Raw genomic sequence first — 20,315 nt, forward strand, 5'->3', positions numbered from 1 at the left:
TAACCACCTTTTTTTTGTTTTAATGCTTGGGTTTATTTTGAAGAATCCCTGACAATCAATTCCGCATCTAAAATGATTTTATTTAAGCTTTGTTTTATCTCACCTTTAGAAACATGATTTAAAAAGGTCTCTGCTGCAATACGTCCTATATCCTTACTGTGTTGATCAATACTTGTAATAGATGGACTTACCAAAGATGTGAAAGGTTCATTACCAAAACCAACTAGTCGTATGTCGTTAGGGACGTGTATGCGATTCTCATTTAAAATCTGTAAGGCTCCAAGGGCCGCATTATCACTTGCAGCATAAACTGCATCTGGTCTATTTTTTAATTGAAGTAGTTTTTCCATTTCAATTCTACCATCTTCAAGTGTAAGAGAGCATTCAACAATAAGCGTATCATCAATAGGAAGCTTATTTTTCTTTAAAGCATCAACATAACCTCTAATTCTATTATTGAAAATTCGTGTTCGCCTATAGCCACCTATATGAGCAATGCGTTTACACCCCTTTTCAACCAAATGCTCAACGATGACATGGCTACTATCATAATCATTAATACCAACGTAATCTACATTAAGATCGTTTTCCCCGCGATCAAATAGTATTAAAGGAATACCATTAGACTTTATTTTTTCGTAATGCGATACATCAACAGTTTCATTAGCCATTGAAGCTATAATACCATCGACTTGAGTGTATAAAAGCGTATCTATATTTTTACATTCTTTTTCAAAAGATTCGTTAGATTGGGTAATGATGATGTTGTAACCGGCTTTGTTAAGAACAGCCTCCATGTTTTCTAAAACGGAAGAAAAGAAGTTACTATTAGTTCGAGGCACAATAACACCTACCAAATTGGTTTTTCCCTTTCTTAAGGCACTTGCCAAATGATTAGGCTGGTAATCGAGTTCTTTAGCAACACGCTTAACGGCCCGCTTCGTTTTATCACTAATTCGCGAATCGTTATGCATTGCTTTGGAAACTGCTGCAGGTGAAATGTTTAGCTTGCTAGCAATGTCTTTTAGAGTTGTTCTTTTTTTATTCGCCAAGTTTTTATATATTTGCTTAATCGATTAAGCAAATATAGTATTTTAACTATAAGAATCAAAGCTGCTAGGTTTTGATTTATTTTTAACTACGTTGCTTAATCGATTAAGCAAATAAAGATTTTATAACTAAATAAACAAATATTCAGAATGAAAAAAGTAGTCACTTTTGGAGAAATTATGCTAAGATTAGCACCTCAAGGTTTTTTAAGATTTTCTCAAGCTAATAATTTTGATGCCATCTATGGTGGTGGAGAATCTAATGTTGCAGTTTCTTTAGCAAACTATGGTGTACCTGTTGATTTTGTAACAAGGTTACCAAAGAATGATATCGGAGAATGTGCGATGATGGAAATGCGTAAAAGAGGAGTTGGTGTCGATAAAATTATTTATGGTGGAGACCGATTGGGGATTTATTTCTTAGAAACAGGTGCTGTAAGTAGAGGTTCTAAAGTAGTTTACGATAGAGCACACTCTGCAATTTCTGAAATTACACCAGGAATGGTAGATTGGAAAGCTGTTTTTAAAGATGTGGCCTGGTTTCATTGGACAGGTATTACTCCAGCAATTTCTCAAGGTGCAGCAGATGCATGTTTAGAAGCTGTAAAAATAGCTAGCGAAATGGGTGTTACGATTTCTACAGATTTAAATTACAGAGCTAAACTTTGGACATTTTGTGATGAAGCTCACAGAGAGAAAATAATGACAGAATTAACATCGTATTGTGATGTTATTTTAGGAAATGAAGAAGATGCTGAAAAACATTTTAATATAAAGCCAGAAGGTTTAGATATTACAACGCAAGGGCACGATGTAAAAGCAGAAGCATTCTTATCCGTTTGTAAGCAAATGATGGAAAAATTTCCAAGAGCTAAAAAAGTAATTACGACATTAAGAGGTTCAATTTCTGCATCACACAATACTTGGGCTGGTGTATTGTACGATGGTAAAAAAATGTACGAAACGCGTCAGTATCAAATTACAGATATTGTGGATCGTGTAGGTGGTGGAGATTCATTTATGGGTGGATTAATCTATGGTTTGCTAAAATATCCTGAAGATGATCAAAACGCGTTAGACTTTGCTGTTGCGGCATCATGTTTAAAACACACGATAAAAGGTGATGCTAACTTAGTTACTGTTTCTGAGGTTGAAAAACTAATGGGAGGTGATGCATCTGGGCGTGTAGCACGTTAATTAAATATTAATCAATAAAAATAAAAATCCTTCTAAAGCTTGTGTTGAACGTACGTGCATCGCTAAAATGATTTCGTAAGATCAACTGAAGAATAGGGGCGATTTAAGATAAGATTATGGCAAATTATACAAGAATAGAAGTCGCAAATGTTATGAAACAAACCGGAATGGTGCCTTTGTTTTATAATCCAGACATAGAAATTAGTAAAAAAGTAATCAAAGCTACTTACGATGGTGGTGCACGTTTACTAGAGTTTACAGCAAGAGGAGATTTTGCTCACGAAGTTTTTGGTGAGTTAAACAAATGGGTACTTAAAGAATTGCCAGGCATGATTATGGGAGTTGGTTCTGTAACTGACGCAGCATCTGCCTCTCGTTTTATGGCACTGGGTGCCAACTTCATTGTAACACCTGTTTTAAGAGAAGATATCGCCATTGTTTGTAATAGACGTAAAGTCGCTTGGTCACCAGGTTGTGGAACACTAACTGAAATTTGTAGAGCCGAAGAATTAGGATGTGAGGTTGTAAAATTATTTCCGGGAGATATCTATGGTCCAGCATTTGTTAAAGCCATTAAAGGGCCGCAACCTTGGACAAGCGTTATGCCAACAGGTGGAGTATCGCCAACAAAAGAAAATTTAGAAGGTTGGTTTAAAGCCGGAGTAACATGTGTTGGTATGGGGTCTCAATTGATAGCAAAAGGTGCAGATGGTAGCTACGATTTAGCAAAAATTGAATCAGATACAAGAAATGCATTAAGTATTATTAGTGCTTTAAAATCATAATTATTGAAATCGTCAGCTGTAACTATCAAAGAACTTTCGTCTTTATCTGGGTATTCTATATCTACAGTGTCTAAAGCATTAAATAATAAGCTAGATATTAGTAAGGCTACACGAGAAACAATAAAAACTATAGCTAAACAGTATGACTATGTACCAAATAGTTATGCTGTTTCTCTTAGAATGCAAAAAACGGGCTCTATTGCGGTAATCGTCCCCGAAGTTACTGAGGCGTGCTTCAGTCAATCGCTATGTCAACTACAAAAGTCGGCTGAAAACTTAGGCTATAGAGTTTTGTTTTATCAATCATTCAATTCTGAAACAAAGGAGTTAAATTATATAAAGAGTCTTAGTGACGGCTCTATTGATGGTATTATCGTTGTTTCGGCACAAGACAAGCAGAAACCAGAATATACTAATCATTCATTTCCTATTGAATTACTTTATATTGACTACAATCAATCAGTAGACGAAATTAATCGATTATCTTATAGTTGTCTAATAAATTTATTAGATAGATAAAACTTTATTTTTGTGCATCATAACTTCAAAATCCTACTGCTCTGAAAAAAGCAATACAATATATGGTTATAAGCGCTTTTGCATTTACATTTATGAATGCTTTTGTGAAGTATTTAGACCATTTTAGTGTTTATCAAATTGTTTTTTTTAGATCTATCGGATCGTTGTTTTTTACGATGCCATTCTTATTGAAGAATAAAATTTCGCTATTAGGAAATAAAAAAGGACTCTTAATAATGCGAAGTATATTTGGGCTTATTTCAATGACATTATTCTTTTTGTCTATAAAATATATTGCCATGGGAACAGCGGTTTCCATTCGGTATATCGGTCCAATATTTGCGGCATTTTTTGCCTTGCTATTTCTAAAGGAAAAAATAAAACCTATTCAATGGTTATTTTTCCTAATTGCATTTATAGGTGTCCTTGTGCTAAAAGGATTTGATACCGAAACAGATATTAAGGGTATTGTGTTTGCTTTAATTTCGGCGGTGTTTGTAGGACTAGTTTACATCACTATACGAAAAATTGGAAGTGGAGACCACCCAGTAGTTGTAGTCAATTATTTTATGATTATATCAGCTGTTATTGGTGGTGTGTTGGCCATTACCGATTGGGTAAATCCTGTTGGTAAAGAATGGCTAGTATTATTAAGTTTAGGTGTTTTTGGCTATTTTGCGCAATTGTACATGACCAAAGCCATGCAAGTAGGCGAGACCAATCAAATAGCACCACTTAAATATCTAGAGGTTATTTTTACCATGATCATCGGCTTATTCTGGTTTGGCGAAATTTATACCATTTGGACGGTTTTGGGAATTTTACTTATTGTCTTGGGCTTAACGTTGAACGTTGTGACAAAGAAAAAATAGAATACTAAAACAACTCAGACGCAATCGCTTTTATATTGTCACTTTTTCCCATAGAATAGTAGTGCAAAACAGGAACACCTGCTTGTTGTAATTCCTTAGATTGTTGAATAGCCCATTCTACGCCAACTTGCCGCACTTGTTCATTGCTTTTACAACCATCTACAGCTTCTATTAAATCTTCAGGTAAATCAATTTTAAAAACTTGTGGTAATAACTGTAAATGGCGCTTTACGGCAATAGGTTTAATACCAGGAATTATAGGTACATTAATCCCTTCTGCCTTAGCAGCTGCGACAAATTCAAAATACTTTTTATTGTCAAAAAACATTTGCGTAACTACGTAATCAGCTCCTGCATCTACTTTTTCTTTTAGACGTTTTAAATCCGTCTTCAAAGATGGTGATTCAATATGTTTTTCAGGATAACCAGCAACTCCAATGCAAAAATCAGATTTGTCATCAGCCTCAAGAACATCATGTAAATACTGCCCTTTATTAAGATTTTGAATCTGACTCACCAAACCTTTTGCAAATTGGTGTCCTCCATCACAAGCCTCAAAATATTGTTGATGCTTCATCGCATCTCCTCGTAAGGCCATCACATTATTTATACCTAGATAATGACAATCTACAAGCAAATACTCTGTTTCTTCTTTTGTAAATCCGCCACACAATACATGCGGAACCGTATCAACGTCATATTTGTGTTTAATAGCAGCACAAATACCAACAGTTCCTGGTCGCATACGTGTAATCTTGCGATCTAGAAGCCCCTCTTTTTCAATATAGAGGTATTCTTCTCTAGAGGTTGTAACATCTATAAAAGGTGGGTTAAATTCCATTAAAGGCTCAATATTATTGTACAATTGCTGAATGCTATTTCCTTTTTTAGGTGGAATAATTTCAAAGGAAAATAACGTTTTTCCATTGGCGTTTTTTATGTGATCTGTTACTTTCATACGCACTTCCCACGAAAGTGGGAATCTTTTTAATTACTAATTATATTATAAAATAGATTCCTGCTTGTGCAGGAATTACTGTTAATCCGCAATATTAGGACTCAACCATTTCGTTGCTTCTTCATTCGAAATATCTCTACGTTTACTATAATCTTCAACCTGATCTTCTTTTATTTTTCCTAATCCAAAATATTTAGCTTCAGGGTTTGCGAAATAATAACCACTTACACTGGCGGCTGGCCACATGGCTAAACTTTCTGTGAGTTCAACTCCAATATTTTCTTTGACCTTTAAAAGGTTCCAAATAGTTTTCTTTTCTAAATGGTCAGGACAAGCAGGATAACCAGGTGCTGGTCTAATTCCTTTATAGTTCTCTTTAATTAAATCATCGTTAGTTAGGTTGTTGTCATTGGTGTAATTCCAGTGGTTAATTCTAACTTCTTTGTGTAAGTATTCTGCAAAAGCTTCAGCTAAACGATCGGCAAGTGCTTTAATCATTATAGAATTATAATCATCGTGCTCTGCTTCAAATTGAGCTGCTAGTTCTGCGGTTCCAAAACCTGTTGAGACACAAAAACAACCCATATAATCTTGTTTTCCTGTTGCTTTTGGTGCTATAAAATCTGATAAGGCAATGTTTGGTTTTCCTTCTGATTTTTTAGATTGTTGACGTAGCGTTAAAAATGTATCTACTATTTTACCAGAAGTATCCTTAATCTCAATATCATCATCGTTAATCGTATTGGCTTCAAACAAACCAAAAATGGCTTTTGCCTTTAAAAGCTTTTCATCAAAAATACGTTTCAATAATACTTTTGCATCGGCAAATAATTCTGTGGCTTGTTCTCCAACGACATTATCAGTTAAAATCGCTGGATATTTTCCATGTAAATCCCAACTTCTAAAGAAAGGCGACCAATCAATGAAATCTTCAAGTTTTGTAATATCAAAATTTTCAATAACTTGAATCCCTAATTGTTTTGGTTTTACGATTTCAGAAGTATTCCAATCAATATTAAATTTGTTTTTTCGCGCGTCTTTTATCGTTAAATATTCTTTTTTTCGGGTTCTTTTTAAGAATTGCTCTCGAAACAAATCGTACTCCTCACGAATCTGATTTTTATATATTTTGCTGTCTTTTTTGAGTAAATCTCCAACGACAGTTACTGCTCTCGATGCATCATTGATATGAACAACAGTATTTGTGTAATGTGGTGCAATTTTTACCGCCGAATGTGCTCTAGAGGTTGTTGCGCCTCCAATAATAAGAGGGATTTTCACGTTTTGCTTTTCGAGTTCTTTAGAAACATAAACCATTTCATCAAGTGATGGTGTAATTAATCCGCTCAACCCAATAATATCCACCTTTTCTCTTATTGCGGTTTCTATTATTTTTTCTGGTGGAACCATAACACCAAGGTCAATAATTTCGTAATTGTTACAGCCTAAAACAACGCTTACAATATTCTTTCCAATATCATGCACATCGCCTTTTACGGTGGCCATTAAAATACGACCTGCAAATTCTTGTTTTCCATCTTTTTCGGCTTCAATAAAAGGTTGAAGGTAAGCTACCGCTTTTTTCATTACTCGTGCCGATTTTACCACTTGAGGTAAAAACATTTTACCGCTTCCAAATAAATCACCAACCACATTCATGCCAATCATTAAATGACCTTCTATAACATGAATTGGTTTGTCTGAAGCTACACGTGCTTCTTCCACATCTTCAAGAATAAATGCATCAATACCTTTAACTAAGGCATGTGTAATTCGTTCTTGTAAAGGATTACTTCTCCATTCTAATACCTTTTCTTCATGTTCTTTTTTCTGTCCTTTTAAGGATTCAGCAAAATCTAATAAACGCTCAGTGGCGTCATCACGTTTGTCAAACAAAACATCTTCTACGCGCTCTAATAAATCTTTGTCAATTTCATCATAAATTTCTAACATTGTTGGGTTGACGATTCCCATATTCATACCATTTTTAATCGCATGATATAAAAAGGCAGAATGCATCGCTTCTCGCACAATATTGTTTCCTCTAAAAGAAAAAGAGACATTACTTACCCCTCCAGAAACGTTAGCATATGGTAAATTTTCACGAATCCATTTGGTCGCTTCAAAAAAGTCGAGTGCATTTCTGCGATGCTCATCCATACCTGTAGCCACCGGGAAAATATTGGGATCAAAGATGATATCTTGAGCAGGGAATTTAAGTTCGTTTACCAAAATATGATACGAACGTTTACAAATTTCGATCCGTCTATTGTAATTATCGGCTTGACCATCTTCATCAAAAGCCATCACGACTACAGCAGCTCCATAACGTTTAATGAGTTTTGCATGGTGTTTAAATTGGGCTTCACCTTCCTTTAAACTGATAGAATTTACTACACATTTTCCTTGAGCTACTTGTAAGCCAGCTTCTATGATTTCCCATTTAGAACTGTCTATCATTAAAGGGATTCGAGAAATATCGGGTTCTGAAGCAATCAAATTTAAAAAGGTCGTCATGGCATAAACACCATCCAACATCCCTTCATCCATGTTAACGTCCAGAATTTGTGCGCCACCATCAACCTGATCTCTTGCGACTTCTAAAGCTTCATCGTATTTTTCTTCTTTTATAAGTCGAAGAAATTTTCGAGAACCAGTAACGTTTGTGCGTTCTCCAACGTTAATGAAGTTGCTTTCTGGTGTTATTACTAAGGGTTCTAAACCAGAAAGGGTAAGGTATTTTTTTGTTTCAGTCATGTCAGTCTTTTAAAAGTAGATTCCTGGTTATGCAGAAATGACAATTTTTCTTGGTTCGTAGTTTTTGGCAGCTTCAGCAATTGCTTTTATATGGTCAGGACTCGTACCGCAGCAACCACCAATTATATTTATTAATCCATCTTTTAAATAGTCTTCAATATATTGTTGCATTTGCTTCGGTGTTTCTTCATATTCTCCAAAGGCATTTGGTAAACCTGCGTTTGGATGTGCCGAAGTGAAAAATTCCGTTTCGTTAGAAAGTCTTTGCAAATAAGGTTTTAATTGTTGCGCACCAAGTGCACAATTAAATCCAACACTCAATAATGGAATATGTGAAATTGAAGTTAAAAATGCTTCGACCGTTTGCCCAGATAATGTTCTACCAGAAGCATCTGTTATGGTTCCTGAAACCATTATTGGAATATCAATATGGCGTTCTTCTTTTACTTCTTCAATGGCGAATAAAGCTGCTTTTGCATTTAATGTATCAAAAATAGTTTCGACTAAAAGCATGTCAACACCACCGTCAATTAAGGCTTCAACTTGTTGTTTGTAGGCGATGCGTAATTCATTAAAAGTTATCGCTCTATATTCTGGTCGATTCACATCTGGTGATAAACTCGCTGTTTTATTTGTAGGGCCAATACTTCCTGCAACAAAACGCGGTTTTTCGGGGTTTTCTTTTGTGAATTTGTCAGCGACTTGTTTTGCGATTTTAGCCGATTCATAATTCAGTTCGTATACTAAATCTTCCATGTCATAATCTGCCATAGCAATGGTAGTCCCGGAAAAGGTGTTGGTTTCTACGATATCTGCACCAGCTTCGAAATATTTTGCATGAATTTCTGCAATGGCTTCAGATTGTGTTAATGATAATAAGTCATTGTTTCCTTGTAAAGGGGATGGGTAATCTTTAAAACGTTCGCCTCTAAAATCTTCTTCTTGAAAATTGTATTGTTGAAGCATGGTTCCCATAGCTCCGTCGAGAACCAAGATTCGTTTTTGTAATTCGTCTGTTATTGTGCTCATAATATGTGTGTGTTCTCGATGCAACTTTATTCCGATGGCATAAAATCACTCGAACTAACCTTAGTTTTCTAAAGCTTGTTTTAAATCGTTAATAATATCTTCTGGATGTTCCAAGCCAACAGATACTCTTATTAATCCTGAAGTTATACCTGTTTCTAAACGGACATCTTCTGGTATTTTTGCATGTGTTGTAGATGCAGGATGTGTTACAATACTTCGTGTATCACCTAAATTTGCTGAAAGTGATAATAACTTAATGGAGTTAAGGAACTTTCTGCCTGCTTCAATGCCTCCTTTTATTTCAAAAGCAACAACATTGCCTCCTAGTTTCATTTGTTTTTTTGCTAATTCGTATTGTGGATGCGATTTTAGAAATGGGTATTTTACAAAATTCACATTCTCGTTAGACTCTAAAAAAGTCGCAACTTTTAATGCATTATCGCAATGTCTATCGACTCTAACAGGTAAGGTTTCTAAACTTTTAGATAAAACCCAGGCATTAAATGGTGATAAAGCAGGACCTGTATTTCTTGAAAATAAATATATTTTTTGGATTAAATCTGCACTACCAACAGTGACACCTCCTAGAACTCTGCCTTGTCCATCCATTAATTTAGTAGCCGAATGAATCACTAAATTGGCACCAAATTTTATAGGCTGCTGCAAGTATGGTGTTGCAAAACAATTGTCTATTATAAATATAAGATTGTGCTTTTTTGCAATGTCGCCTAAACGTTGTAAATCTAAAATGTCTACAGCAGGATTTGTAGGACTCTCAGCATAAATCACTTTAGTATTAGGTTGAATTAGATTTTCAATTTTATCTAATTCATCAATTTTAAAATAGCTGCTCGAAATATTCCATTTCGGTAGTATGTTGTTAAATAGCGTTTGAGTGGAACCAAAAATACTACGACAAGAAACGATATGATCGCCAGCATCGAGTAATGCTGCAAAAGTTGAAAACACGGCGGACATACCAGAAGCAAAAGCGTAACCACGTTCTGCACCTTCCATTAGACACACCTTTTCTACGAATTCTGATGAGTTAGGGTTAGAATAGCGACTGTAAATATTACGTTGTTTTTCGTCAGCAAACGATGCGCGCATATCTTCAGCATCTTCAAAAACATAACTCGATGTAAGGTACAAAGGATTAGAATGTTCTAAAAATTGCGAACGCTCTATTTGTGTTCGTATCGCTTGTGTTTCAATGTGTTTGGTATTCATTTTCTAATAATTTAAGCAAATCAATAAACTTAAAAACGCTGCAGACGTATGTATAGAAAATATTATAAAGAATATTAATTACAGATGTGTAATTATGTTGGGTTATCTATCCAATTGCGCGATAAATGAATCGACAATAACGTAGAAGTTAGCACCTTCTTAATAAGTTTAAGGGTTGCTAAGGTTTCAAAGGGTCTAATCCCTCCACCTTTCTTGATAACATTTCAATAAGTTGTTTGAACTTTGTAAGTTACAATATTCCGAAAGAAAATAGGATTACACAAATTTTATTCACTTTATTTTAATTAAGACTTGTTGCATTTTAATTGTAACTTTGATTTACCCAAATAAAATTATTATGTTAGAAAATTTCTGGTTTAATGTGCAATACGGCATGAACCATGTTTTAGATATTAATGGATATGACCATGTCCTTTTTTTAATGGTATTGGCAGTACCATACGTTTTTAATGAATGGAAACGTGTGCTTCTTTTAGTGACCACATTTACGTTAGGTCATACGCTTTCATTAGTTTTGGCAGCTTATGGTGTTGTGAGTATTAATGGTCAATTAGTAGAGTTTTTAATTCCTGTTACTATTTTAATAATGGCACTTTACAACGTCTTTACTGCAGGTAAAAAATCAAAAACGGGTAAGATTGGTTTGTTGTTTTTTACAACTTTGTTTTTTGGAATTGTACATGGTTTAGGGTTTGCAAGAGAATTTAAAATGTTTTCGGGTCAATCGGAAAATAAACTTGAACTTCTTATAGAATTCGCATTAGGGATTGAACTTGCTCAAGTCATCATTGTTTTTATTGTCTTATTTTTAGGGTTTTTATGCCAAACAGTCTTTAGGTTTTCGCGTCGCGATTGGGTGATGGTTATTTCTGCTATTGTAGTAGGGCTTGTAATTCCGATGATTATAGAGAGCGATTTTCTAAAATAAGCCAAAAAAAGTTTGGTAAAACTTTAACGAGAAGGTAATAGCATATAAAATACTATCCGTTTATCTTCGTTACGTACATGGTACGTTTGTATAACACTAATTATTAATGTCAAAGGCAAAACAATTACGCTACGATAAAGCTTATTTACGAATTGCAAAAGAATGGGGGAAATTATCTCATTGTAAGCGAAAACAAGTAGGTGCCCTTATTGTTAAAGATAGAATGATTATTTCTGATGGTTATAATGGTACGCCAACAGGCTTTGAAAACTATTGCGAAGATGATGAAGGCTATACCAAATGGTATGTATTGCATGCAGAAGCTAATGCCATTTTAAAAGTAGCATCATCCACACAATCTTGCCAAGGAGCAACATTATATATTACACTTTCACCTTGCAAAGAATGTAGTAAATTAATTCATCAAGCAGGAATCGTAAGAGTTGTTTACCAACAAGATTATAAGGATTGCTCAGGGATTGATTTTCTTAGAAAAGCAGGTATTGAATTAGAGCTTATAGAAGACTTAAACGCAGATTTCCATTCTGATGGGAAATAGTATGTCCACAAAAAATAAATACATACCACTTATTATTGGTGTTGCAATAGCGGCTGGCGTTATTATAGGTGGAAAATTAAATTTTTCTGACACATCAGATAATCTCTTCACTACAAATAGCAAAAAAGATAAACTCAATCGGTTAATAGATTATATAGATTACGAATACGTAGAGGAAGTAAATACAGACAGTATTGTCGATGTTACAGTTAATGGTATTTTACACAATTTAGATCCCCACTCAACTTATATACCTAAAGAAGACTTAGAACGTATTACTGAAAATATGAAAGGTGATTTTGTAGGTATAGGCATTAATTTTTATGCTTATAAAGATAGTATAGCAGTTATAAGGCCTACGGAATATGGGCCGAGTGAGCGTGCTGGTGTTATGAGTGGAGATCGTATACTTTTAGCCGATGGGGATACGCTTTATGGTCCTGATATTTCTACCGATTTTATAAGTGAAAAGCTAAAAGGAGATGAAAATACAAACGTAAAACTTACAATTTATAGAAAAGGAGAGAATGACTTATTAGAGTTTGATGTTAAACGAAAAGCCATTCCTATAAAAAGTATAGACGCGGCTTATATGCTTACGGATGATTTAGGATATATAAAAATGAATCGTTTTGCAGAGTCTACTTTTAAAGAGTTTAAGTTGGCTCTTAGCGAATTGAAGGATCTTGGCGCTACTAAATTAGCCTTAGATCTGCGAGATAATCCTGGAGGTTTCTTAGGTATTGCGGAGCAAATTGCTGATGAGTTTTTAGAAGATGATAAGCTTATATTGTTTACAAAAGATAAAAGAGGTAAAGAAGAACGCATCTACGCTACCAAAAGAGGTGATTTTGAAGAGGGGGAACTTTACATCCTTATCAATGAAAACTCTGCGTCAGCAAGTGAAGTGATTGCAGGTGCATTACAAGATAACGATAAGGGAATTATTGTTGGTAGACGTTCTTACGGAAAAGGCTTAGTGCAGCGCGAAATGGCTTTAGGCGATGGTAGTGCTGTACGGTTAACGGTGTCTAGATATTATACACCCACAGGGCGCTCAATACAAAAACCTTACACGAATGGTGAAAGTGAAAAATATTATAACGATTACTATAAACGTTTAAGAACCGGAGAATTAGTAGATGAAGAAAGCATCATTGTTGATGACTCTTTAAAATTTACAACACCAAAAGGTAAAGTGGTTTATGGAGGAGGTGGGATAATTCCGGATGTATTTGTGCCAGTAGATCGCTTGTTTGATAATGAGACCATCAATTATTTAAGACGTCGAGGACATTTTGGTTATTTTGTGTTTGAAGAATTGGACAAAGATCGCACGATATACCAAGATATTTCTAAGTATGATTTTATTAATAATTTTGAAGTGAGTGATGATATTGTGATAGGTTTTCAAAATTACATTAACATAAGGGAGAGCACTAATATTAGTTTTACTGTTTATAATGCTGAAATAAAACGCATAATAAAAGCCACATTGGCACAGCAGTTATATGATGATAATGCCTTTGAAGAAATATTGAATAAAGACGATATTATGGTGCAAGAAGTGATTCTATTAAGTACAGAATATCCAAGTTTAAAGCAAGACTAAATCTTTAGATTTTATCGTGAATCTTGGTTTGTTTACCATCGTTCCACAGGGTTAAAATGTCAGTAGCCACATGCGATCCACTACCACAAGCCATGGCAAATTGACTACGCCAACCAGCTAAAGTACCAGCAACGTATAGATTTTTTTCAATAAGATGATCAGTGTTTTTTAGCCAAATTCTATCTTTTTCAATAGCAGCTCTTGGGTGTGGTTCTATATAGCTTTCAAGACCATCTATGGTCATTAAATTAGTATAGCCAACTGCAATAACAACGATTTTTGAATAATAGCTATTTTTGTTGGTCTTAATTACAAAACCCTCTTCGTTTTTCTTAATTTCATTTACTTTTTCATTTTCAATTTGAGAAATATGAGGATATAGCGCTGTCAATTGTGTTTTTCCTTCCGTTAAAATATCCGAACCTAACGTGCCAGGTTGCAATCCTAAGACATTATTAAATAAGGCATCTTGAAGATGTGATGCTTTTTGATGTGCGATAATGCCGATATGTTTGCCTTCGGCAAAAGGTTTGCTTTTAGCAGAGCCTAAAATCAAAGCGCAAGACAAGCCAGCTGCTCCACCACCGATAATTAAAGCATCATAATTCATTAGCGCCCTTTACTTAATTTTTCAATTTTTTTAGAAACTCTTAGAATTTGCAATAATATAAGTGCGCAAAGTGCAGCTACAATTGTAATTAGAGCTGTTTGACTTTCGTCTTGCAAAAGAGCATCAAAATTTAATTTTGTCGTGTTGAAAATAATAAGCGCCAAGGCAACAACTGATAGGATAAGTGTAACTACTTTCATGTTTAAAAAATTTAAGCCAATAAAGCTTTAATGTTATGAGCAAATAACTTTACTGCGATGGCTAACAAAATTACACCAAATATTTTTCTTATAATGTTAATTCCGTTTGTGCCTATAATACGCTCTATTTTTGATGATGTTTTTAAGACAATATAAATAACAACGACATTACTAATTACAGCAACAATAATATTTTCAATAGCAAATTCTGCCCGTAACGATAATAATGTTGTTAATGTTCCTGGTCCTGCCATCAATGGAAATGCCAATGGAAAAACGGAAGCCGTAACCGAACTGTGTTCGTCATCTTTGTAGAGGGTAATACCTAAAACCATTTCTAAAGCAATAAAGAATATGACAAAGGCACCAGCAACAGCAAATGAGTTGACGTCTATACCGATGAGACTTAATAAACTTTTTCCTACGAAAAGGAAAATAATCATTATTACACCGGCAATAATAGAGGCTTTTCCACTTTGTATATGGCCTACCTTTTTACGTAAATCTATAATGATTGGAATGTTTCCGATGATATCAATCACCGCAAAGAGAATCATGAAAGCTGTAACTATTTCTTTAAAATTCAGTTGCATTTTTTTAGTATTTTAAATATTTTATAATTTCTAAAAATGGACTATAAGATATTGGATTTTAAATACTTAATAGTCTGTTTTTAGTATCGATTTTGAAATTTTTTGCAAAGGTGCGATATTATTAAAGATTTTCAATGGAAAATTACCGTTAAGTTTAAGTATTTTTGCGGCATGTTTCAACTCGGAAAAACCATAGTCTCAGAAGACATTATAGAAAAGGATTTTGTTTGTAATCTTTCGGCATGCAAAGGTGCCTGTTGTATCGACGGTGATGCAGGTGCTCCTTTAGAAAAAGATGAGGTCAAAATTTTAGAAAATATTTATCCATTAGTAAAGCCATTTCTTCGTAAAGAAGGTATTGACGCTATAGAGTCTCAAGGGACTTCAATAACTAATGATTTTGGAGATTTTGAAACACCACTAATCAATGGTGCAGATTGTGCGTATGTTATTTTTGATGAGAAAAAAACAGCACTTTGTGCCATAGAAGAAGCCTATAATCAAGGAGAGATTAAATGGAAAAAACCGGTGTCTTGTCACTTGTATCCAATACGAGTGCGGGATTATACAGAGTTTTCTGGTGTTAATTATGATAAGTGGGAAATTTGCGACGATGCCTGTTCTTTGGGTAAAGAATTGCAAGTGCCTGTTTATAAATTTGTAAAGGAAGCATTGATTAGAAAGTTTGGAGAAGATTGGTATGCTGAGTTGGAGAAGGTGGCCGAAAAAATGAAGAAGTAATAATTAAGTTGCTTAAATAAATGTATAAGTTATATTAGCTTCAGTTAAAGGAATGCTTAATTCATCCGTGTTAAGTTCTGCATAAGCCAAACCTTTCCTGTGATTTTTTAAATAATATAGTGATTGGGTAGAATTTCAAAAGTAGGCCTATTCACTTATAAAAGAAGTCAAAAAAACAAGTAAATTCCTTATAAGTAGTATATTAGACTTTTAAAACTCTAATATGAACCTACAGATCTAATTTTTGTTGGGTTCTTTAGTAGCATTTTAAAAAGTGACTATAGCTATGAAACACATCTACCTTATTTTAAGTTCACTTGTCTTTTTTATTACTTTGCCAGCCCAAACTACTTGGCAAGAGTATACAAAAATAGCAGATTCTCTGCAGGTACAATTTCAATTTGATGTTGTAATAGCGCCAAGAGAGAAAGCAATTGAATTAGCTGCGGTAACTCAAAAAGATACCATTCCGTTTTTAAATTTATTGTTAGCAACGAGTAAAAATGAACGTTATGTAGACAATCCTGAAATTAATAAACCGCTTTATAAAGCGCTTCAATCTCAAATTTTAGAACTCGAAGCACGCAACGCAAAACCAGAACGACTTTACCAAGCATATAGGCGCATGTATATTATTGCGCATAATTTTATTCGCAACATGGAGGATACAGAAGTCTATGTCGGTAAATCTATAGCATATCATTATAAATGTGAGACTATTGATTCTTTAGTTTTATTTAAAGGTTTACACACTTCTGGCGTTATATCTCGAGAAGTTGGTAAACTTAATAAATCGGTAGAGGTATTTAAGGAAGCAGAGCGTTTTTATGGTTTTATGACGGCAAAAGACACCAATGTAATGGCCAGTGTTTATAAAGATTTGGCCATGGTTTATCACTACAATTTTTTAAATATTCCTTCTGAACGATTAAAATATGTAAAAAAAGCAGAAGCCTTATTTAATAGTGTTAGTAGACCTAACTTAGATTATTTATTAGGTGTATATAATGATCTTTCAGAATATGAAAAGCGTCAAGGTAATTACAAAATTGCAGCAGGTTATTTAAATAAAGGTCTAGACATCTATTTAAATAATAGAGAAGAGGCTCAACGCTATAGAATGGGTAAAATAGGAGTGAAAAAAGAACTGCAATTTCATTCTGCCTTAATGGAAATTTACAGAGAAACAGGACAAGAAGATTTTGTGCTTTATCATTTTGAGGAAATGAAGAAAATAAATTCTAAACACACATTAGATGATATTGAGTCGGACTTTTATGCAACAGCGCACATTATACTTGCAAAATATTACGGTTTTAGGGATAATGATAAAGCTTTAGAATATCTGAATGAAGGTTTGAAGATTCATAAAAACTTAAGGTTTGATAAATTTGAAGAAGAGTTTACAATAGCAAGAATTAATATTTATATCGATCAACAGCGATTTCTTGAAGCAGAAGAACTTTTAAAAGCGTTAGAGGCTGTAGAAGATTTACCCCAGTTTATTAAAAAAGATATACTAATCCTTAATGCATCATTAAATTTAAAAAACAATAATAGCGATGTAGCGTACAGTTATATTAATAAATTGATTCATGGTTTTTCTGATGCCAATAACGCGTTAGATATTAAAACAATTACATATAATGAGTTTACACCAAGTCTTGTTTTAAACGATACAGAACTTATTTTAGAAGTTGTAAATGATCTTAATGACGCGCCTTTTAAAGATGATAAGATAAACCATAATTTACATGTGTTAGCTTTAAAACAATTTGAATCTAATTTTAACCAAGAATTTTTAAATGATAAACTTAAAAAAAGCTATGATCAAATAGGATTATATTTTTACAATAAAGCTTCTGAAGGACTTCTTAGAGAGGAAGATAAAATTCGTTTCTTGAATTTTACGGAAGCTATTGAAGCTAAATTTTTATTAAACACCTTTCTCGCAAATAGAATAACATCAGGAAAAACTGAGGCAGATTTAACAGTTGAAAAAGAGCAACAAATACGATCAAATATTACGTATTTAAAAAAGAAAAATATAACGACGAAATCAGATAGCTTAAGCCAGCTTATTTTTGAAGAAAATGTAAAACTCAAGTCTATTGAAGAACAATTGCAGAAAGATGGTTTTAATATTTCTAAGCTAGTTAATATAGCACATCCGCTTCAAAATCTTGAAACCTTTAAAGATCGTTATATTATTAAGTTTAAAGTTGTAGACAACCAATTATTTAGAGTCCTCTGTTACGATAATAAAATAGCAATTAAAAAAATAGGGGATTACAAGAGTTTAAGCTCTAAAGTTGAAGGTCTTGTTTCTGAATTAAAGGACATCAATGTTCCAGTTGCAACTATAAAGCAACATTCTGAAAGTCTATATAACACTTTACTCAAAGATGTAGATATTTTGGCTATTGATAATGTTCATATTATACCAGATGGTATTTTACATTATTTACCATTTGAGCTTTTAGTGACTAATAACGACTACATTCTTAATGAAACGAAAGTGAGTTATGCATCTTCTTTAAGCTTTATAAATTCTCCCATACATAACAATGAAAAAAACGGAAAAATTGCTTTATTTGCTCCTTCATATGCATTGTTTGCTCCATCAGATAAGCAACTAGCAGTAAGAGGTGAGCCTTATCATTTAGAAGGAGCTTTAAAGGAAGTTTCTTCCATCTCTAAGCTATTTGAAAATAGTGATGTTTATGTAAATGATAAAGCGTCAAAAGGATCATTTAAATCATTGTCTCCTGATTATTCTATTTTGCATTTGTCAATGCATTCCTTTTTAAACGATGACGACTCTGAGTTGAGTAGTTTAGTGTTTTCGGACGATGATGAGGATCATGAACTTTACATTTCAGAATTATATGGCTTAAATCTCAATGCAGACATGGTGGTTTTAAGTGCTTGTAATACAGGAGTTGGAGAGTTGAAAACAGGAAAAGGTATTGTGTCTATGAATACCGCTTTTACAGCTGCAGGAGTACCTTCCGTATTATCAAGTTTGTGGAGCGCACCAGATGATGCTACACAAGAAATTATGATTGCATTTTATAAGCATCTTAAAGAGGGTTCTGATAAATCTGAAGCATTACAATTGGCAAAACAAGATTATCTAAATACTACGGAAAATGAATTATTAAAGCATCCTTATTATTGGGCTGGTTTTGTTGTTTCTGGTGATATTTCATATATTGCAACTAAAGAATCGGATGATATTTGGTATTTTTTAGGAGGCTTTGGATTAGTGCTATTAGCTTTTGTATTTTTTAAAAGTAAGAAGAAGCAAGCGGCATAACTTCTAATCCAATTGTTCTAATAGTTGCTCAGCGGCATTTTTCTTATAAGTACCATTTTCTATCACTGTGTTCAAACTCACTCTAGCTTTTTTAGTGTTATTAGTTTTAATATAAGCTAGTGCTAAGTACCATTGCTGTTGGACTTTTAGTTTTTGTGGTAGCTCATTATTCTGTTCCAATATTTTTATAGCTTCGTTATTCTTATTCAATTGTAATAAAACATTGGCTTTGTAAAACGAAATAGTAGCATTGTCACTTTCCTTTAAAATAGCATCAAAATAATTGAGTGCTTCTTTATAGTCTTTAGCTTCATAAGAAATAAAAGCTTTTGATTTTAAATCATCAGAGGCTTCTCCACGTACTATTGGGTGCACTACATTCTCAAAAGGTGTAAAATTGTTAGCGAAAAGAGCGTCGTTATCTAAACTTGATGATCCAAAGTACCAAAAACTAGGCAGTGCCAATAGTATAATAATGGAAGCGGCAACAAGCCATTTTATATATGTTTTTGACGATGTTTTTGTAGAATTTTCAAAAGACTGTAGTTCTTCTTTTAGTTGTGTTTGTGTATCTTTTTTGATAACCGTTTTAAGATTCTCTTGGAATTTAAACGTTTTTTTAAATTCAGGATCTGTGGCCAATAAATGGTCAAATTCCTTTTGCGCTTCAGGGGAAAGCGTTTTAGAAAAATAGTGCGCTATGAGTTTGTCTTTAGTCATAATTAGGGTTTAAAAATCAGGTCTTTAAGGGATTTTATACAACGCGATTTTTGGCTTTTTGCTACATCTTTATTAGAATAGTTTAATTCATTTGTAATTTCATCAATAGTAAAACCTCTGTAATAGAATAGCGTTAATATGGCTTTACATTTTTCACCTAAACTTTTAAAGGCCATTTGTAATTTTTGCTGATCTTCAGACAGATCTTCTATTAAATCTATAGTGTAATCAGTATCTATTTTTAAGCTGTCTAAAGTTGTATCCTCATCAATTGAATACATACTTTTTTGTTGCTTCAACCTTTTGTAAATCATGTATTTTCCAATACTAAAGAGATAGGTTTTTAATTCACTTTTTAAATGGTCTAATTTTCCATCAACAGCGTTATCATGCAACGCAATAATGGCATCTTGATAAATATCAATAATCGTTGCTTCATCTAAAGGATATTTTTTTGCAAATCCAATAAAAGCTGCCTTGTAATCTAAATAAACGGATTTCAGTGCTTCTGAATTTCGTTTTTTTAAAGCTTCAACAAGAACCTTATCTACCATATTAGTGTCATTAAGTTTTCAAAAGTAAACAACATAAATTAAAAATATAAAAAAGAACCAAG

19 protein-coding genes and 1 riboswitch are annotated in these 20,315 nt (G+C 33.5%); of the genes, 9 read left to right on the forward strand and 10 right to left on the reverse strand.

Going from position 1 to position 20,315, the window contains the following annotated elements:
- Positions 1 to 32 precede the first annotated feature (32 nt).
- Positions 33 to 1,052: a LacI family DNA-binding transcriptional regulator gene (locus HM986_RS06415; protein WP_179334209.1), complete on the reverse strand. Its 1,020-nt coding sequence runs from the start codon at positions 1,050 to 1,052 to the stop codon at positions 33 to 35.
- A 147-nt stretch (positions 1,053 to 1,199) separates the two neighbouring features.
- Here HM986_RS06415 and HM986_RS06420 point away from each other — a divergent pair, with 147 nt between their 5' ends.
- The 4 genes from HM986_RS06420 (at position 1,200) to HM986_RS06435 (ending at position 4,422) form a co-directional block, all read left to right on the forward strand.
- Positions 1,200 to 2,246: a sugar kinase gene (locus tag HM986_RS06420; RefSeq protein WP_179334210.1), complete on the forward strand. Its 1,047-nt coding sequence runs from the start codon at positions 1,200 to 1,202 to the stop codon at positions 2,244 to 2,246.
- 116 nt (positions 2,247 to 2,362) lie between these two features.
- Complete coding sequence (locus HM986_RS06425) at positions 2,363 to 3,031, forward strand: bifunctional 4-hydroxy-2-oxoglutarate aldolase/2-dehydro-3-deoxy-phosphogluconate aldolase (RefSeq protein WP_179334211.1); 669 nt, start codon at positions 2,363 to 2,365, stop codon at positions 3,029 to 3,031.
- Between the two features lie 3 nt (positions 3,032 to 3,034).
- Positions 3,035 to 3,550 (forward strand): LacI family DNA-binding transcriptional regulator, encoded by a 516-nt coding sequence (locus tag HM986_RS06430; RefSeq protein ID WP_179334212.1) that lies wholly within the window; start codon positions 3,035 to 3,037, stop codon positions 3,548 to 3,550.
- A gap of 41 nt (positions 3,551 to 3,591) precedes the next feature.
- Complete coding sequence (locus tag HM986_RS06435; RefSeq protein WP_449441498.1) at positions 3,592 to 4,422, forward strand: DMT family transporter; 831 nt, start codon at positions 3,592 to 3,594, stop codon at positions 4,420 to 4,422.
- Positions 4,423 to 4,426: 4 nt separating this feature from the next.
- On the opposite strand, the gene metF is transcribed toward HM986_RS06435, so the two are convergent.
- From metF to HM986_RS06455, 4 genes are all read right to left on the reverse strand, one after another.
- A complete protein-coding gene (gene metF / locus HM986_RS06440) occupies positions 4,427 to 5,380 on the reverse strand; it encodes a methylenetetrahydrofolate reductase [NAD(P)H] (RefSeq protein WP_178986112.1) in 954 nt (317 codons plus the stop codon).
- An 81-nt stretch (positions 5,381 to 5,461) separates the two neighbouring features.
- On the reverse strand, positions 5,462 to 8,137 hold the full coding sequence (gene metH, locus HM986_RS06445) for a methionine synthase (RefSeq protein ID WP_179334214.1): 2,676 nt from the start codon (positions 8,135 to 8,137) through the stop codon (positions 5,462 to 5,464).
- Positions 8,138 to 8,164: 27 nt separating this feature from the next.
- Positions 8,165 to 9,166 carry a homocysteine S-methyltransferase family protein gene (locus HM986_RS06450; RefSeq protein WP_179334215.1) on the reverse strand — a complete coding sequence of 334 codons (1,002 nt, stop codon included), beginning with the start codon at positions 9,164 to 9,166 and terminating at the stop codon, positions 8,165 to 8,167.
- A gap of 60 nt (positions 9,167 to 9,226) precedes the next feature.
- Positions 9,227 to 10,396: a trans-sulfuration enzyme family protein gene (locus tag HM986_RS06455; protein WP_179334216.1), complete on the reverse strand. Its 1,170-nt coding sequence runs from the start codon at positions 10,394 to 10,396 to the stop codon at positions 9,227 to 9,229.
- Between the two features lie 99 nt (positions 10,397 to 10,495).
- A riboswitch (SAM riboswitch) is annotated at positions 10,496 to 10,619 on the reverse strand.
- A 135-nt stretch (positions 10,620 to 10,754) separates the two neighbouring features.
- On the opposite strand from HM986_RS06455, the gene HM986_RS06460 reads away from it, so the two are divergent.
- The 3 genes from HM986_RS06460 (at position 10,755) to HM986_RS06470 (ending at position 13,516) form a co-directional block, all read left to right on the forward strand.
- Entirely contained in the window at positions 10,755 to 11,345 is a 591-nt protein-coding gene (locus HM986_RS06460) for a HupE/UreJ family protein (RefSeq protein ID WP_179334217.1), read from the forward strand.
- Between the two features lie 106 nt (positions 11,346 to 11,451).
- Complete coding sequence (locus tag HM986_RS06465) at positions 11,452 to 11,904, forward strand: deoxycytidylate deaminase (RefSeq protein WP_179334218.1); 453 nt, start codon at positions 11,452 to 11,454, stop codon at positions 11,902 to 11,904.
- 1 nt (position 11,905) lies between these two features.
- Positions 11,906 to 13,516 carry a S41 family peptidase gene (locus tag HM986_RS06470; protein WP_179334219.1) on the forward strand — a complete coding sequence of 537 codons (1,611 nt, stop codon included), beginning with the start codon at positions 11,906 to 11,908 and terminating at the stop codon, positions 13,514 to 13,516.
- Between the two features lie 4 nt (positions 13,517 to 13,520).
- Here the strand turns inward: HM986_RS06470 and HM986_RS06475 are convergent, their stop codons facing one another.
- The 3 genes from HM986_RS06475 to HM986_RS06485 are packed head-to-tail and all read right to left on the reverse strand — an operon-like array spanning position 13,521 to position 14,919.
- Positions 13,521 to 14,126, reverse strand: coding sequence for an NAD(P)-binding domain-containing protein (locus HM986_RS06475; protein WP_179334220.1), 606 nt, complete (start codon positions 14,124 to 14,126; stop codon positions 13,521 to 13,523).
- Positions 14,126 to 14,326, reverse strand: a complete 201-nt coding sequence (locus tag HM986_RS06480) for a hypothetical protein (protein ID WP_179334221.1) — start codon at positions 14,324 to 14,326, stop codon at positions 14,126 to 14,128. The genes HM986_RS06475 and HM986_RS06480 overlap by 1 nt, the downstream gene beginning before the upstream one ends.
- Before the next feature lie 11 nt (positions 14,327 to 14,337).
- Positions 14,338 to 14,919, reverse strand: a complete 582-nt coding sequence (locus tag HM986_RS06485) for a MarC family protein (RefSeq protein WP_179334222.1) — start codon at positions 14,917 to 14,919, stop codon at positions 14,338 to 14,340.
- Positions 14,920 to 15,090: 171 nt separating this feature from the next.
- Here HM986_RS06485 and HM986_RS06490 point away from each other — a divergent pair, with 171 nt between their 5' ends.
- Both HM986_RS06490 and HM986_RS06495 read left to right on the forward strand, forming a co-directional pair.
- Complete coding sequence (locus tag HM986_RS06490) at positions 15,091 to 15,660, forward strand: DUF3109 family protein (RefSeq protein WP_179334223.1); 570 nt, start codon at positions 15,091 to 15,093, stop codon at positions 15,658 to 15,660.
- Between the two features lie 286 nt (positions 15,661 to 15,946).
- A complete protein-coding gene (locus tag HM986_RS06495) occupies positions 15,947 to 18,979 on the forward strand; it encodes a CHAT domain-containing protein (RefSeq protein ID WP_179334224.1) in 3,033 nt (1,010 codons plus the stop codon).
- 3 nt (positions 18,980 to 18,982) lie between these two features.
- Here the strand turns inward: HM986_RS06495 and HM986_RS06500 are convergent, their stop codons facing one another.
- Together HM986_RS06500 and HM986_RS06505 are read right to left on the reverse strand one after the other, a co-directional pair.
- Positions 18,983 to 19,699 carry a tetratricopeptide repeat protein gene (locus HM986_RS06500; protein ID WP_179334225.1) on the reverse strand — a complete coding sequence of 239 codons (717 nt, stop codon included), beginning with the start codon at positions 19,697 to 19,699 and terminating at the stop codon, positions 18,983 to 18,985.
- Positions 19,700 to 19,701: 2 nt separating this feature from the next.
- Positions 19,702 to 20,253: an RNA polymerase sigma factor gene (locus HM986_RS06505; RefSeq protein ID WP_179334226.1), complete on the reverse strand. Its 552-nt coding sequence runs from the start codon at positions 20,251 to 20,253 to the stop codon at positions 19,702 to 19,704.
- Positions 20,254 to 20,315: the final 62 nt, after the last annotated feature.

The organism is Winogradskyella costae, assembly GCF_013403865.1.
Classification (GTDB): domain Bacteria; phylum Bacteroidota; class Bacteroidia; order Flavobacteriales; family Flavobacteriaceae; genus Winogradskyella; species Winogradskyella costae.

Coding starts and splice junctions, on each gene's coding strand:
- HM986_RS06420 (WP_179334210.1), top strand. CDS start 1,200: ATGAAAAAAGTAGTCACTTTTGGAGAAATTATGCTAAGATTAGCACCT.
- HM986_RS06425 (WP_179334211.1), top strand. CDS start 2,363: ATGGCAAATTATACAAGAATAGAAGTCGCAAATGTTATGAAACAAACC.
- metF (WP_178986112.1), bottom strand. CDS start 5,380: ATGAAAGTAACAGATCACATAAAAAACGCCAATGGAAAAACGTTATTT.
- metH (WP_179334214.1), bottom strand. CDS start 8,137: ATGACTGAAACAAAAAAATACCTTACCCTTTCTGGTTTAGAACCCTTA.
- HM986_RS06450 (WP_179334215.1), bottom strand. CDS start 9,166: ATGAGCACAATAACAGACGAATTACAAAAACGAATCTTGGTTCTCGAC.
- HM986_RS06455 (WP_179334216.1), bottom strand. CDS start 10,396: ATGAATACCAAACACATTGAAACACAAGCGATACGAACACAAATAGAG.
- HM986_RS06460 (WP_179334217.1), top strand. CDS start 10,755: ATGTTAGAAAATTTCTGGTTTAATGTGCAATACGGCATGAACCATGTT.
- HM986_RS06465 (WP_179334218.1), top strand. CDS start 11,452: ATGTCAAAGGCAAAACAATTACGCTACGATAAAGCTTATTTACGAATT.
- HM986_RS06470 (WP_179334219.1), top strand. CDS start 11,906: ATGTCCACAAAAAATAAATACATACCACTTATTATTGGTGTTGCAATA.
- HM986_RS06475 (WP_179334220.1), bottom strand. CDS start 14,126: ATGAATTATGATGCTTTAATTATCGGTGGTGGAGCAGCTGGCTTGTCT.
- HM986_RS06480 (WP_179334221.1), bottom strand. CDS start 14,326: ATGAAAGTAGTTACACTTATCCTATCAGTTGTTGCCTTGGCGCTTATT.
- HM986_RS06485 (WP_179334222.1), bottom strand. CDS start 14,919: ATGCAACTGAATTTTAAAGAAATAGTTACAGCTTTCATGATTCTCTTT.
- HM986_RS06490 (WP_179334223.1), top strand. CDS start 15,091: ATGTTTCAACTCGGAAAAACCATAGTCTCAGAAGACATTATAGAAAAG.
- HM986_RS06495 (WP_179334224.1), top strand. CDS start 15,947: ATGAAACACATCTACCTTATTTTAAGTTCACTTGTCTTTTTTATTACT.
- HM986_RS06500 (WP_179334225.1), bottom strand. CDS start 19,699: ATGACTAAAGACAAACTCATAGCGCACTATTTTTCTAAAACGCTTTCC.
- HM986_RS06505 (WP_179334226.1), bottom strand. CDS start 20,253: ATGGTAGATAAGGTTCTTGTTGAAGCTTTAAAAAAACGAAATTCAGAA.